At 56.8% G+C, this 15,547-nt stretch carries 10 protein-coding genes; 6 read left to right on the top strand and 4 right to left on the bottom strand.

Going from position 1 to position 15,547, the window contains the following annotated elements; genetic code table 11:
• Positions 1-182: 182 nt before the first annotated feature.
• Positions 183-1,430, bottom strand: a complete 1,248-nt coding sequence (gene glyA, locus ACN2TU_RS15335; protein ID WP_435156561.1) for a serine hydroxymethyltransferase — start codon at positions 1,428-1,430, stop codon at positions 183-185.
• A 172-nt stretch (positions 1,431-1,602) separates the two neighbouring features.
• Positions 1,603-2,463 carry a methylenetetrahydrofolate reductase gene (locus ACN2TU_RS15330; protein ID WP_435156560.1) on the bottom strand — a complete coding sequence of 287 codons (861 nt, stop codon included), beginning with the start codon at positions 2,461-2,463 and terminating at the stop codon, positions 1,603-1,605.
• A gap of 295 nt (positions 2,464-2,758) precedes the next feature.
• On the opposite strand from ACN2TU_RS15330, the gene ACN2TU_RS15325 reads away from it, so the two are divergent.
• The 4 genes from ACN2TU_RS15325 to ACN2TU_RS15310 all read left to right on the top strand — a co-directional run bounded on the left by ACN2TU_RS15325 (position 2,759) and on the right by ACN2TU_RS15310 (position 9,974).
• On the top strand, positions 2,759-5,332 hold the full coding sequence (locus ACN2TU_RS15325; protein WP_435156558.1) for a GcvT family protein: 2,574 nt from the start codon (positions 2,759-2,761) through the stop codon (positions 5,330-5,332).
• Between the two features lie 231 nt (positions 5,333-5,563).
• Positions 5,564-8,116 (top strand): GcvT family protein, encoded by a 2,553-nt coding sequence (locus ACN2TU_RS15320; protein ID WP_435156557.1) that lies wholly within the window; start codon positions 5,564-5,566, stop codon positions 8,114-8,116.
• Between the two features lie 60 nt (positions 8,117-8,176).
• Positions 8,177-9,424 carry a threonine ammonia-lyase gene (gene ilvA / locus ACN2TU_RS15315; RefSeq protein ID WP_435156556.1) on the top strand — a complete coding sequence of 416 codons (1,248 nt, stop codon included), beginning with the start codon at positions 8,177-8,179 and terminating at the stop codon, positions 9,422-9,424.
• 106 nt (positions 9,425-9,530) lie between these two features.
• Complete coding sequence (locus ACN2TU_RS15310; protein ID WP_435156554.1) at positions 9,531-9,974, top strand: universal stress protein; 444 nt, start codon at positions 9,531-9,533, stop codon at positions 9,972-9,974.
• A gap of 70 nt (positions 9,975-10,044) precedes the next feature.
• Here ACN2TU_RS15310 and ACN2TU_RS15305 read toward each other — a convergent pair whose 3' ends face one another.
• Entirely contained in the window at positions 10,045-10,206 is a 162-nt protein-coding gene (locus ACN2TU_RS15305) for a hypothetical protein (protein ID WP_435156552.1), read from the bottom strand.
• Positions 10,207-10,805: 599 nt separating this feature from the next.
• Between ACN2TU_RS15305 and ACN2TU_RS15300 the strand changes: the two genes are divergently transcribed.
• Positions 10,806-12,554 (top strand): BCCT family transporter, encoded by a 1,749-nt coding sequence (locus tag ACN2TU_RS15300; RefSeq protein WP_435156550.1) that lies wholly within the window; start codon positions 10,806-10,808, stop codon positions 12,552-12,554.
• A 93-nt stretch (positions 12,555-12,647) separates the two neighbouring features.
• Here the strand turns inward: ACN2TU_RS15300 and ACN2TU_RS15295 are convergent, their stop codons facing one another.
• Positions 12,648-13,307, bottom strand: a complete 660-nt coding sequence (locus ACN2TU_RS15295) for a helix-turn-helix domain-containing protein (protein WP_435156549.1) — start codon at positions 13,305-13,307, stop codon at positions 12,648-12,650.
• A gap of 990 nt (positions 13,308-14,297) precedes the next feature.
• On the opposite strand from ACN2TU_RS15295, the gene ACN2TU_RS15290 reads away from it, so the two are divergent.
• The gene (locus ACN2TU_RS15290; RefSeq protein WP_435156548.1) at positions 14,298-15,491 is read left to right on the top strand and encodes a DUF8073 domain-containing protein; all 1,194 of its coding nucleotides are present in this window, start codon (positions 14,298-14,300) and stop codon (positions 15,489-15,491) included.
• Positions 15,492-15,547 lie beyond the last annotated feature (56 nt).

Raw genomic sequence — 15,547 nt, 5'->3', positions numbered from 1 at the left:
AGGGAACGGTTCAAAGGACATCATAGGAATAATCCTCACACTGTACAGTGAACCGCCTCGAGGCCAAGCCCCGAGTCACTCGGCCTGTTCAGCCTGTAGAAAGCAGTACGAGCGGTTGACGTTCTTATTTTCGAGAAACCGAGAAACCGTACGTGACAACGATATTCCCCCAGGCGGAACCGTCAGTCGTAGAGGGTATGCTCGTCAGTGAGTTCGTCGACGCGACCGCTAACGTCGGCAATGACGGCTTCGTCGTGGGGAGTGTCGACGACCTCGTAGATGAGGTCGGCAACCTCGCGGCAGGATTCCACGCCGAATCCACGGGTCGTGAGCGCGGGCGTACCGGCTCGGATGCCCGATGGATTGAACGGCGATCGCGTCTCACCCGGGACGGTGTTCGCGTTCAGGACGATACCGGCGTTCTCTAGCGCCGTTTCGACCTCCTTCCCCGTCGTTTCTGGATGGGATGATCTGAGATCCACCAGCACGAGATGGTTGTCTGTGCCACCCGAGACGAGGTCGAGGCCGCGTTCTTGCAGCCGGTCACCGAGCGCCTTCGCGTTAGCGACGGTCTGTTCGGCATACTCGTCGAAAGAGGGATCAAGCGCCTCGCCGAAACCGACCGCTTTTCCCGCGATGTTGTGCATCGCCGGCCCGCCCTGAGAACCAGGGAAAACCGCGCTATCGATGTCGTCGGCGTGTTCTTCGTCGCACATGATGATACCGCCGCGTCCGGCACGAATGGTTTTGTGCGTCGAACCGGTGACGAAGTCCGCCACGCCCACGGGCGACTCGTGAACACCCGCGGCGACCAATCCAGTAACGTGTGCGATGTCGGCTACGTGATGGGCATCGACAGCGGCTGCGGTTGCCTGGATGCGCTCGAAGTCGACCTCTCGGGGATACGCGGAGTAGCCGGAGACGATGATATCCGGATCGAATCTCTCGGCAATCTCATACAGACCCTCGTAGTCGATGTATCCCGTTTCGGGGTCTACCTCGTACTGCTCGACATCGTAGACCTGTCCCGCGAAGTTCGCGGGATGGCCGTGTGAGAGGTGGCCACCGTGGGTCAGATCCAAGGACAGGATTTTGTCACCTGGCTCCAACATCGCCAGATACACTCCCATGTTCGCTTGCGAACCCGAGTGAGGCTGGACGTTAACGTGGTCTGCGCCCCACAATTCTTTTGCGCGGTCGATGGCCAACTGTTCGATTTCGTCGGCATATTCACAGCCGCCGTAGTATCGCTCGCCCGGATATCCTTCAGCGTAGTTGTTGGTAAGTTCCGAACTCTGGGCCTCCATGACAGCTTCCGAAACGTGGTTCTCGCTCGCGATCATCGCCAGAGTGTCGTTTTGTCGAGCGCGTTCAGCTTCGAGGAACTCAGCGACGGTCGAGTCTGTCCCGCGGACGATGTCGTACGTCATGTTTAGCCTACCGGACTGGATACAAAATAATCTAGCCTTCGACAGAGTATGATGGAAAGTCGACAATCTGTGTTTCGTGCTGCTACAGTATGACAGGCCACCCACTGTTCGAAACCACAGTCGGAAGGACGGCAGAGCGCAACTACTACTCAATAACTTCGTACGTTCACAACTAGTTCTGAATCCGAACGCGACGCCACGATTCGGTGTCGGCCGTCTGGTTGAACGTGTAGATGTGGATACCGCGGATTCTGTACGTCCCGTCATCGACGTGCGGTGTGAGGTCGTCGACGAGTTCGTTCGGTTTGTATTTCCCCCGCGAGCTAACGAGTTGGCGGATGAATCCGATGATGCCGGTCGTTTTATTGAGGAACTTTATTGAGTCGCCGACGCCGACCTTCTGAGAGATATTGATCAACCGCTGATATTTCATTACACCCGGGATGCCGATTTCGACGGGGAGATCGATGCCTCGGTTACGAATATTTTCGATCCACTCGAGAACGGTATCCGAATCATAACAGAGCTGGGTGACGATGTAGGTCGCGTATGGCTCTTTCTTGGCCATCGAATCGGTCAGCGTCTTTTCGTCGAGGAAGGCATGACCTTCCGGATAGCCGGTGATACCGACCTCGTCGAAAGTGTATTCCGTATCGTCGAGCGTCGAGAGCAGATCGTAGGCGGACTCGAACTCCCCGGCTGGCTCCTCGCGGTCGCCACCCGGTACGAAAATGTCCGTGATACCGGCGTCGATTAACCGTTGTGCGATGTCTTCGAGATGTTCCCGGTCGGTGACGTAGCGCGCAGCGACGTGGGGAACGACGTCGTACCCCTGTTCAGCAGCCTGCTCGGCGCGTTCGACAGTCCGCTCGATGCCGAGTTGCGGCGATGTGGTAATGGCAATGGTCGCGTCGTCTGGCAGGTGAGTTATTTCGTCATCGAAGCTGTCGAACGGCATCAACTCGTACCGTGCGCCGGTGAGGAGATCCTCGACATCTTTCCGTTGCGTACCGGCACGCAATCCTGAGGACATATCTGACGCAGAAATGATGGTGAGGGTACTTTTGTCTGTGGGTGCCCATGAAAACACATTTAAGTAGAGATCTGCAGAAGTCGTGTCAGCGACCCATCCCCAACGGGATGACTGCGATCCTCTTTCGTCCCTTAAAGGCTGTCGTCGCCACCATCTGATTCGTTAGAACTTTGTCTTCGTACCGATATCGACATTTTCGCAAACTCAAGGTATTATTTATCTTATGAATCGGGGAACGTGACTATTGCAGGCGATAACTATATTTGCGCACCACAGTCACTTTTGAACCAGATTTATGGATACGACCGACAGCCTGCCGACCCAGGCCGACACCGTCATCGTCGGTGCTGGCATCGTCGGCTGCAACATCGCGTATCAACTAACAGAGCTTGGCCGAGACGACGTGGTCGTCATCGACCAAGGACCGATGCCGACGACCGGTGGCTCCTCGTCCCACGCACCCGGTATCATGTTCCAGACTGCCGACTCGAAGATACTCACCAAATTCGCGAACTACAGCCGGAAGCTGTACTCCTCGCTCGAAGGGGAAGACGGCGAGCAGGCTTACAACGAGGTCGGTGGTATCGAGGTGGCCCGGAGCGAGGAGCGTATGGATTTCCTCCGGCGACGCGTCGAGTGGGGAAGTTCGTGGGGTATCGAAGACCCGCAACTCCTCTCGCCCGAGGAGGTCTCCGACCATCTCCCGCAGGTTGACGAGGACGTGATTCTCGGGGGCTACTACTCGCCCACCGACGGTCAAGTCTCCGGAGTCGTCGCCTGCGACGCGCTTGCTCGGGAAGCGATGGAACAGGGCGCCGAGTTCGTCCCGCACACCCGAACCGAGGATGTGGAAATCGAGAACGATTCGATACAAGCAGTTGTCACGGAGAACGGTACTATCGAATGCGACGAGGTCGTCATCGCCACGAACATCTGGGCCCGTCAACTCGGCGAGAAACTCGGCGTTCACCTGCCGGTCGCGCCCGTCGAGCACCAGTACACGATAACCGAACCGCTGGACGAGATGTCGGACAGCGCGGTCGATATCACCGACCATCCGCTGTTCGAGAACTACCAGAACGTCTCGGGCGAGAAGGCGAAACGCCTCCTCATCGGTCCCGACCGCCCCATTCTGCGAGACCAAGACAACGCGATGTACTATCGGACGCATGGGAACGCCTACGGTATCGGTTCGTACAACCACGAGCCAATCGTTCCGAATCCCCAAGAACTGGGCGGCAACGACCCGGATGGCGAGCAGGGGTCGGTTCACGAGTTCACCGACTACCACATGAACAACGCGACCCACCCTGACCGTCCGGACAAACCGCCGCGGCAGGCCAGCGACGAATTCCTTCCCGCCACGGCGGGCAAGGACCTTGAATTCAAATACAACGGGATGTTCGCCGAGTCTCCGAACGGGCTTCCCGTGATGGGGCCGGTTCAGGAGTACGACGGACTCTGGACCGCGGCGGCCATCTGGGTCACGCACGCCGGCGGTGCCGGGAAAGCTCTCGCCGAGTGGATGGAAAACGGCGTCCCGCGCCTGCCCGACGGTTCCATCGACCTCGCGCACGCCGACGTCAACCGGTTCGACGCCCACGAAGGCAGCTGGGACTTCACCCACGACATCGGCGGCGAGGAGTACCGCATCGTCTACAACATCATGCATCCCAAGTGGGTGTGGACTGATAAACAGCGAGACATCCGCCGGACGCCGATGTACCACAGTCACAAGGAACTCAACGCCGAGCTGTGGGCCGAGGCTGGGTGGGAGGCGCCCCAGTGGTTCGAATCGAACGCCGATCTGTTGGCTGAATACGGTGACCAGATCCCCGAGCGCGACGGCTGGGAAGCCAAGTACTGGTCGCCCATCGAGGGCGCGGAGACGCTACACGTCCGTAACGAGGTCGGTCTCCACGACATGACCTCGTTCAACAAAATCGAGGTCATCGGGAACGAGGCTGGCGATTTTATCCAGTACCTCTGTACGAACGACATGGACATCGATGTCGGCGATGTCAAGTACACGCTGATGTGCAACGAGGGCGGTGGCGTGCGCGCAGATATCACCGTCACGCGTATCGACGAGGAACGCTATCTTCTGCTCACAACTGGCCGCGAAGTCGGAAACAACCACGTCGCGTGGGTTCGGGAACAGTCTCCGGAGGAAGTCGTCGTCAATGACGTTACGTCCAGTCTGGCCGCAATGGTCTGCACTGGGCCGAACGCCCGCAAGGTGCTCTCGAAGGTTACCGACGTCGACCTCTCGGACGAAGCCTTCCCGTTCTTCACGAGTCAGCAGTTCTTCGTGAAGAACGTACCAGTCACCGCACTGCGTGTCTCGTACGCCGGCGAACTCGGGTGGGAGCTGTATACGCCATCTGAGTACGGCGAGACGCTCTGGAATCACATCATGGACGCAGGCGAGGAGTACGACATCAGACCGTACGGAAACGGTGCGCTGAACGCTCTGCGCATCGAGAAGGGATTCCGGCTGTGGGGGAGAGACCTCCACACCGAGCACAACCCCTCGGAGGCTGGCCTCGACTGGGCGGTCGACCTCGATACTGATTTCATCGGCAAGGAGGCCGTCGCCGCGGCTGCCGAAGGCGACAATATCGACCACGAAGTCGCCTGCTTGACCTTGGCCGACGAGGACGCGGTGATACTGACCGACCGGCCGGTACTCGACGGAGACAGAACCATCGGCTACGTCCACAGTGCGGAGTACGGGTACACCGTCGGGGCCTGTGTGGCGTACACGTACCTCCCCCCCGAGTACGCCAAACCTGGCACCGAGGTGGAGGTACTCTACGAGGGTGAGCGGTACCCTGCGACCGTCCGAGAAGAACCGCTGGTGTCCTGACGGTCGCGACCGGCACTCACCGACGGTCAGAGATATACCAACTCACCTCTCCTTTTTGTCATGCTGTGGTTCACGTCAGCGAGTCGTTGAGGACGCGTCGCTCAAACCGTGGGTTCCTCAAAATGAACGATAAACAGGGAGAGAGACCTTCTGACGCCGGATAACCGCACATCTTACGAACCGTCACCGGTGTATTTAAGATAGTGACAGTTACACTGCAGCACGAAAGATATGAGTACAACGGATTTCCCATCACGATCGACCACCGTCATCATCGGAGCTGGTGCTGTCGGGTGTAGCGTCGCGTACCACCTGACGGAACTCGGCGCCGACGACGTCACCGTCATTGATCAAGGCCCGCTGCCGGTTACTGGCGGTTCGTCGGTTCACGCACCGGGTATCATGTTTCAGACGTCGCCGTCGAAGATTCAGACGAAGGCGGCGCACTATACGAGTCGGTTGTTCTCCGACGCCGGGGTATACGACGAAGTGGGTGGCATTGAGGTAGCCCGGAGCGAAGAACGGATGGACTTCCTTCAACGTCGCGTTGAGTGGGCGACTTCCTACGGATTACCGGATCCGCAGTTACTCTCACCCGAGGAAGTGACCGAGCACCTCCCGCTGGTAGACGAGGACGAAATCCTCGGGGGCTACTACTCGCCGACCGACGGTCGCGTAGACGGCATCGCGGCCCTCCGGTGGTACGTCGAGAACACCGAGGCGAACTTCTTCGGCGATACCGAGGTGACGGACTTAGAAGTGATGGGTGGCGAGATACGAGCAGTCGTCACCGACCGAGGTCGCATCGAGTGCGACCGCTGTGTCATCGCGACGAACAATTGGGGATACCAGACTGGACAGTTGGCCGGAATCGATCTCCCGATCGCGCCTGTCGAACATCAGTATGTCGTCACTGAACCGATGGACGAGTTAGCCGACGCTGGAACCTCTGTTGGCGACAATACGACCGGCCTTGAGGTGCCGGGTAACCGTGACATCCAGGAGTACATGAGCGAGGAACCACATCGCCCGGTCGGCCGCGACCAGGATCACTCGCTGTACTTTCGAACCCACGGAGACGCCCTCGGCATGGGATCGTACAACCACGAATCGCTATCTGTCGATCCCGAGGCGATGGGGAAGAATAGCGAGAACCGCCAAGCGTCGGTCAGGGGTTTTTCAAGGAAACACTGGGAGCGCCCGACCCATCCAAACCGAGACAAATCTGCAAAGCAGGCGTTCGACGAGCTCCTCCCGGGAACCCAGAATCAAGAGTACGCCGTCACCGAAAACGGCATCTTCGTCTTCACGCCGGACGGGATGCCAGCCGTCGGCGAGACGGCTGAGGTCGACGGGCTCTGGACCGCACTCGCTATCTGGTGGACTCACTCCGGCGGCTACGGTCGCATCCTCGCTGAGTGGATGGAGAACGGCGTCCCGCGACTTCCGTCGGAAACGGTCGACACCGGTGGCATCCACGTCCGTCGGTTCGCGCCTCACGCCGGCGAGAAAGAGTATTTCGTCGACCGTGGATCGAAGCGGTACGAGCAGGTCTACAGTATCGTCGAGCCACGCTGGCAGCCGGACGAGCACCGCGGCCTGCGCACCAGTCCCTTCTACCACCAGCAGAAGGAACTAGGTGCGGAGTTCTACCAATCCGGTGGTTGGGAGACGCCGCAGTGGTACGAATACAACGCGGATCTGATAGAGCGATACGAGGATCGGATTCCCGCACAAGATGGTTGGCAGTCGATAAACCGATCGCCGATTGAGGGTGTCGAACACCTGCACACCCGCGAGAAAGTGTCGATGTTCGACATGACTACGTTCAGTTCCATCATGGTCGAAGGCGAGGGCAGCGGCGAGTTCCTCCAGCGGGTCTGCAGCAACGACGTTGATATCGATATCGACCAGGTTCGCTACTCTCTGCTGTTGAACGAGGGTGGAGGCATTCTCGCGGACGTCACCGTCGTCCGTCTTGACCAGAATCGGTACATGGTTACTACCGGCGGCGGTAATTCGCCGGGTATCCACGGCAACTGGCTCAAGGATCACGCCCCAGCGACGGTTTCGGTTACCATCGAAGAGGGTGCGAAATCCACCATCGGGTTGTGGGGGCCGGACTCCCGACTTCTGCTTCAACGGTGTACCGACGCCGACGTCACCGACGACGACTTCCCATACTTCAACGCCAAGCAGATCTACGTCGGCGAGGTGCCCGTCATCGCACTCCGTGTCTCCTACGTCGGCGAACTCGGCTGGGAGCTGTGGGCCAAGAGCGAGTACGGCCAGCGGCTCTGGGAAACACTGTGGACGGCTGGGCAGGATCTCGACGTGCGGCCGATGGGCGGCGGCACCCTCGAGTCGATGCGCTTAGAGAAAGGCTTCAGACTCTGGGGTACCGATATCGACACCGACGCGAATCCGTTCGAGGCAGGCCTACCATTCGCCGTCGACATGGACACCGATTTCATCGGGAAAGAGGCGCTGGAAGAGGCTAAAGAGGACGGAATCGACACACGCATCACCCCCCTTACGCTCGACGACTCGACGGATATCGTGCTGAGCGGTCGGCCAATCGTTAAAGACGGCGAATGTATCGGCTACGTGCAAGCCGCCGACTACGGGTACTCCATCGGTGAGTCAATCGCCTACACGTACGTCCCGAGCGAATACGCCGAGGCCGGGACGTCGGTTCAGATACGGTGTGAGGACGAACTGTACGACGCAACAGTTCGCGACGAACCGTTGTTCGATCCCGGCCGAGAGAAGATACTTCGATAACCTGGTGTTAGTATCTCACGTTGACCGTCTCGGAGATGTCCCCCAATCTACCACGAATCAATGACAACGACTGAACCCGACAAACTACCCGTACAGTATGCGGACATTGAACGCGCCCGCGAACGTCTCGACGACGACACCGTCGTCAAGGAGACTCCGATAGAACAAAGCTCGTCCCTGGGCGAGTTCGTCGGCGGAGAGGTGTATCTGAAGATGGAGCATCTTCAGTGGACCGGGTCGTTCAAGACCAGAGGCGCGTACAACAAGATACGGCAGGACGTCGAACTTGGCGTCGACGAATTCGTCGCCGCTAGCGCGGGAAACCATGCTCAGGGAGTCGCACTCGCCGCCGCGAAGTGTGGCGCAAATTCGACCATCTACATGCCGGAGAACGCCCCACAGGCGAAAATCGACGCGACACGGGAATACGGCTCGATCGTCGAACTCGTCGGCAAGGATTTTCAGGAGACCATGGCCCATGCCAAATCGATGGTCGAGGAGACCGACGCCGAGTTCGTTCACGCCTACGACGATACGGATATCATCGCCGGCCAAGGGACGCTCGGTATCGAGATGTACCACGACAATCCCGACGTCGATACGGTCGTAGTGCCGATTGGTGGCGGTGGACTCATCAGCGGGGTCTCGACAGCAATCAAGCACCTCTCTCCGGAGACCCGCGTGGTCGGCGTCCAAGCGACCGGAGCCGAGACGGTTCACGAGAGCTTGGACAAGGGAATGCCGGTGACGCTTGACGAGGTGGACACCATCGCGGATGGTATCGCGACCGGGGGCATTTCCGAGACGACGTTGCGTATCATCGAGCAAAACGTCGACGACGTGGTGACCGTCACTGATACTGAAATCGCGCGAGCGATTCTCCTGTTGCTGGAGCGAGCGAAGCAGGTCGTCGAGGGCGCCGGGGCAGCGTCCGTGGCCGCAATCTTGAGCGATGATCTTGACGTCACGGACGAAACCGTGATGCCGCTACTCTGTGGCGGTAATCTCGACATGACCGGTCTCCAGACGGTGGTGGTTCACGCGCTGACCGAACGCCAGCAACTCCTTCGACTCCGCGTCCGCATCAACGACCGACCTGGGAAGATGGAGGAGATATCCGGAATCATCGCGGACAAGGGTGCGAATATCCGTGATGTTAGACACGACCGCTCCGTCGACGACTTAGAAATCGGTGAAGCGTACTTAGTGTTCAGAGTCGAGGCCAGCGGTGCGGAACACGCGGGCTCGATAATCGACGCTGTCGAAGCGGCCGGCTATTCTGTCGAAAACATCACGAAAACTATATAGTTGTGTTCACGGTCCGCAGAAGACCAGTCGGTTTTCCGACTCGAGAGATGATCAAGGTGAAAACTTATTTGATAACCGATTACAGTGACTAGACTGTCTGGTGGTTATGTACGAAACACTCTTAATTCCCTACGACGGGAGCGAAGAAGCAAAGGTAGGCGCCAACCACGGAATAGAGCTAGCCGGTGCGCTGGGCTCGTCTGTCCATGCGCTCTACGTCATCGACCTTCCAGGGGCACCTCGTGCACCCGCGTTGCGGGATGACGAAGAACAGCTCCGCCAGGAGTACGAAGATTATGGTGAGGAGATAATGGCCGAATTAAGTAACAACGCTGCGGAACACGGTGTCGAATGTGTGACCGCGATTCAGAGTGGGTCGGTGAGCGACCGAATCGTGCAGTATGCGAACGAAGAAGGGATGGATGCCATCGTGATGGCATCCGCCTACCGAGGAAAACTCGGCAACCTCCTAGGAGGAACGACGGACAAGGTGGTTCGCAGTGCAACGGTACCCGTCATCACTCGACGGATGGATGCCAACGGACTGTAGTGACTGTTCGACTGACACCGTCCACGGATCGTACATCAGTATCGCGTGACGATCCGAGTGTCTGCCCTTATCACGGGTTGACGAGTCGCGTTTCTCTGATGTATATCACGATCGCCGCGCTCAGAAAACACAGTCCCGCTACTTGGAACTCTCCGGACGACATCGCTAGCAGTGCGATTCCGAACAGGAGCAGAATGAGACCGGAAACGGCGGTCGCCAGGATATTAATCATATCGGTGGTATCTCGACCTGGAAAGAAAATACTGCCGCCGGGTCTCACCACAATTGCCTCGGTAACGACGTTCGAATTCTCGGTGGTATCGGCAGTCGTGCTGTCACCCGGATCGGCACCTGATCTACTGCCTTCGAACTCGTCCGGAGTGGATCGATCAAATCCGGGAAGATTCGTATGAGACGGGCAAACACGACACTAAAATTATTAATCATGATATGTTTCGACGGGCAATTGACGGCCATTACGCACACGAACCGACCGAGGTTGCTTGTTTTCGCGCCGGAACGATAGGTATGTAGCCGCTGACGTTTCGGTCGTACCGAAGATTTATTAGATTACAATCAGATGAAGGGGTTGAGGTTGTGTAGCACTCCACAATCCAGAACGGTATGTAACACACCACGATCCAGTACGGTAGAGGATCGATAGTGGGGCAGTATCCCATCCCTCACTATTTGAACGCCAAGACAGCGATGAACGGATGTAATCCACGTCAGAACGCCGCGAGGTACCAAAAATGTCAATCTGTCCACAACACAGGTCAAAAATCATGATGTCGAGTGAGCAACAGCTACTCCACGTTTCGGAGGCAACGTATGGCAGAAAGTGAAGATACCACCGAAGAAATGACTGGGGGATTACAGGTAGAGCTGTTCCACCCCGAGACCGACCGGGAGCCGGGCGACAACAACATTCAGAAGTTCGGATTCGACATTCACCCAGTCATATTCCCGGTTGCGCTGGGGTTGATCGGGTTGTTCATCGTATTGACCCTGCTCCTCGGTGATCAGGCAGCCGACATCTACATGTCGATTCGTAGCTTCTTCGAAGGGAACTTCGGATGGTTCTTCCTTCTGGCAGTGAACGTCTACATGGTGACAATCCTGTACTTCGCATTCGGGAAGTACGGGTCGATTCGAATCGGTGGCGTCGAAGCCGAGAAGGAGTTCAGCGACTTCTCGTGGATGGCCATGCTGTTCAGCGCCGGAATGGGGATCGGCCTCATGTTCTTTAGTGTCTCGGAACCGTTGTACTACTACGGGAACGTGCCGGGGTTCTTCGGTTTCGAGGCTCAGACCGGCGAAGCGGCGTCAGCCGCGATGGCACAGACCTTCTTCCACTGGGGTTTCCATCCGTGGGCCATCTACGGACTGGTCGGACTCGGCCTCGCCTTCTTCTCGTTCAATCGCGGTCTGCCGCTGACGTTCCGGTCGATATTCTGGCCCTTACTCGGCGAGCGGATTTACGGGTGGCAGGGACACGTCATCGACCTAGTGACAGTGTTTGCGACGCTGTTCGGCCTTTCAACCTCACTCGGTCTCGGGGTTGCTCAAATCAACACCGGACTCTCGTACGTCGGTGGTGACATACTCGGCATCGTGAACATCCCGACGGGGACGGTTCCACAAATGATCCTTATCGTCGGTATCACGGCCATCGCGACGGCCTCTGTTGCAGCGGGTCTCGACGCAGGTATCAAACGTCTGAGCACGATAAATCTCTACCTGATGATTATTCTGCTGACGTTCCTGATTCTCATCGGCCCCACGGTCTACATCTTCGGCACGTGGGTGCAGGGTCTGGGTACCTACTTCGGAAATCTCCTATCCCTATCGTTCTTCACCGGCACGCAAGGTGAGGGTGCAGCGACCGTTTCTGGCTGGACAGTGTTCTACTGGGCCTGGTGGATCGCATGGTCGCCGTTCGTCGGGATGTTCATCGCGCGTATTTCGAAGGGTCGAACAGTCCGGGAGTTCGTCATCGGCGTGCTGTTCCTTCCGTCGCTGTTTTCGACCATCTGGCTGTCGACGTTCGGCGGGAGCGCGCTATACAACTCGTTGAATAGTAACGGTCAAGTCCTTTCCATCTACAACGAGGCTGGACAAACCGTCGCGATGTTCGCTCTACTGGAACAGTTCCCGTTGGGTGCCATCTCCGGCGGGTTGGCCACACTACTCGTCATTACGTTCTTCGTAACGTCGTCTGACTCGGGATCGCTGGTCGTTGACCACCTGACCTCTGGCGGGAAGCACGACGTGCCCAAGGTACAGCGTATCTTCTGGGCGGTCACCGAAGGCGCTGTCGCCGCCCTACTGTTGTGGGGTGGCGGTCTCGACGCGCTCCAAACCGCGGCGATCGCGACCGGCTTCCCGTTAGCGCTCGTCCTCATCCTGATGTGCTTCACAGTCTATCAGGGCCTCAATAACGAGTACGAAATCTTGGAATCCCAACAGTTCGCTGAGCGTGTCCAGGACATGTCCGCGGAGGATGACGTCGATATTATCACCGATGGTGATATAGTAACAGATGTCAAGGGAGGTGCTGACCCCGAGACCACGGACTGAGTTTTCTCTCGACAGAGCCCTCATTTTTAGGTGCACATTGATGGCTGGAGACAGTAACGTGGGCGTTCTCGCCTCGACCGCTGCCGCCGACGATCACTTCTCGCTGTCGTACTCCGAGATCGTCGCGGCAATGAGGTTCCGAACTCCGCGGCGCAGTCGGCCACTCATAGCCGTCGATGACACGTCAATCTCGTCTGCGACCTGACTGAGCGAGATGTCGCGTGGTTCCTGGAAATACCCCTTATCGTACGCGGTTTTTAACGCGATCAGCTGTTCGTCGGTCAACCCGTAAGACGTCTCGGTTCCGGCATCGTCGCTACTATACATCTCGATGATGTCGAGCCTGATGTCGTTCTCGTTTGCGTACTTCCAGATACTGTTGAGAGCCTCTCTATCGGGCAGGAGCAGTCTGATGAGCCAACCATTCCCTTCCGTCTCCGTCTGTACTAAGAGACCGTTCACATTCGTTACCACGGTGCTGATGAGTTTCGTCTCGGGCGTATGCTCGATGTAGTAGATTCCCGTCCCGTGGGTCCAATCTACGAGCTCATATTCGTTGACTGTCGGGTCGTCGTCGAGCGTCTTCTGGAGCTCTTTACGATCGTCGTACTCGATAAGAAATGGAAAGACAGTCGTACCTGGATTAGTGTTTACCTGTGTGACAACTCGGATCTTGATCTCATCGAGATTTCGCAACGTGGGGGAGAGAGCGAGTCGCTCGTGCTTGATGTGCGATCTAACTATAATTGACATATTGGTGTCGTGTGTTTGGTCGAGAACGTGCAGGTGCGTTCGAATGCGGTTGCTTCGCAATTTTTGGTCGGTTGGTCATGTCGTCTTTTTCGGCATATACCTCACAAGAGTACTATAATGTTAACATATACAGGTTAACCAACCTTTTTAAGTAGACTTTCTGAGGGAAATCCATTCACGAGCGAATCATTTTCGAAAATCTGTCAACTTCTGATTAAATTAGATGAAGTAGTATTTGTAGATCGAGAACTAATTTCACGGCGGTTGGGCAACGAAGAGCGTGGACTTATTTGTTAATAAAAATAATTTGAAAAATACTTATATATTGACTGCTCAGCCTTCTCTTCACGACCGAGTTCACAAGCCAATCTCTCGAACTGGTGGAGGTCGCCGGAACCCGATATGGTCGAAAACAGCGTGGTTCGATGCGAACAGTGTTCTCTGTGCACCGTTATCGGTCTAAAACGAACAGATCGCCATATATAGAATCAAATTGGTAAGATTGGGCGTAATCGGTCATACATCATTACCGAACGTCGCGTGAAACGCAGTGTCGAGGTTGCGTTCTTCGTCGAGTAAAACCTGTCATGCTTGCGGGCATATTGGATACCGTGATGAGCAAGGGAATTTTTGTGTACTAACGATGTTTGCCATCCCTCAACGTTCCAAGGAGACACCAATGGTGCGACGAATATGGCGAACCGGGTAGACCCGTGGTGAGAGAGCATCGTTGGGAAACCGGATGCGATGACTCGCCTCGGGATAGGACCCCTCGTGACGGGGCCACGACTCACCGTGAGCAGAGCGAGACGCCCTCGCAGATGACACTCACGGCATTCGTAGAGTCGAAATCCACTGTCAGCGATTTGGCTGGTAATCCTTTTAGAGAGGAAGCCTCGGCGTTTACGACGAGTAGGACGCCACTTAAACATGTGGATAGTTAATGAGGTACCTATATCCCCTCTGTCAAAGTTAGATATAATCATACCCATGGGAGCGAGTAACATATTTCGGAAGCTCTCCCAGATACTCGAACAATACGAGTCGGGGCGGGCAGAAATACGGCGCGTGGAGGTGACTAGACCCGACCAGGACAAGTCGAGTAGCGAGTTACGCGCTACCGTCGATATTGCCGTTCCACTGTGTGCGACGCTGTCTGAACATGCAGAGGATGATCTCTCACCGACGTCCGCCGCGATTCGGGAAGACGGTGGCTTGCAGATTAACTTTCCGTCGTCTTCTCTCCCCACGGCGAACCGAATCGAAAACGGTCGAGTGTCGGTCGAAGAAGCGGATAGCGTGCGCATCGAAGATGGAACAGTTCTGGTGACGTCCATCGTGACCATCGCCGACGGCGATGAGACGGAACAACTCGAGATTGCGGCACGAAAGAACTCGGCACAGCATACCTGCCAGAGCACTTCAGAGGGAACCGTCGATTCGGGTCGGAGTACAGACGAAATCAAAGAACAGACGGACGAACGAAAAATCGAAACCCGACCGGATTCCACACACACTTCTGTCGTTGAGGGGGAATCACCCCATAAAAGCGAGTTTGATGCGGTGCGAACCGAGGGCCTCCCACCATTTGAAGATACGGAGTACCTTCAACGAATCTATGAATCGTGTGATACGTTCAACGAGATGGCCGACGTGATCGAGATGGATGTCTCTGCGGAGACTGCCCGCCGCTACATGAGTGAAGCAGGCGTCCACGAACCGGACTCCTACAACACTGTGTCGAGTTCAAACGCTGAGAACGGAGCGTCACCGGAACGGAACAATAGCAGCACGTCGTCGACGCGAGGTGAAAATACCACTGGGAGCCCGGAGAACGATCCCGAGGTGACTGCCGCCGTCCGACAACCGGATGGAATGGACTCGGAGGGAGACGACTCGATGAAAAGTATCAGAGATAAGCAACTTGTTGCTGACGGAATAGGACTCCCGAACGGGGTGACAATCGACCGACTTGCCGACGCAGTCGAGTCTTCGATAACGATACACGAGGTCACGCGCGAACTGAACATCGACCGGGACGAGGCTCGTCAACTACTGGAACGACTGAATCTATTAGATCTCGTCCTCACCCGAGTGTGGAAAGAGGATTCTCCCAGAGTGTCCAGAGCCGAAATCGCCGGTCGGCTTCGCCAGAGCGTCACGAGTGACTCCTCCCCGCCCTAAAGGGCGGGGCTTCCTGTTTCGACGACGCGCTGTGCAGACACAACCGTGTCCATAAC

The sequence above is a fragment of the Haladaptatus marinus genome (assembly GCF_051194195.1).
This window is presented reverse-complemented; position numbering and strand designations above follow the sequence as displayed.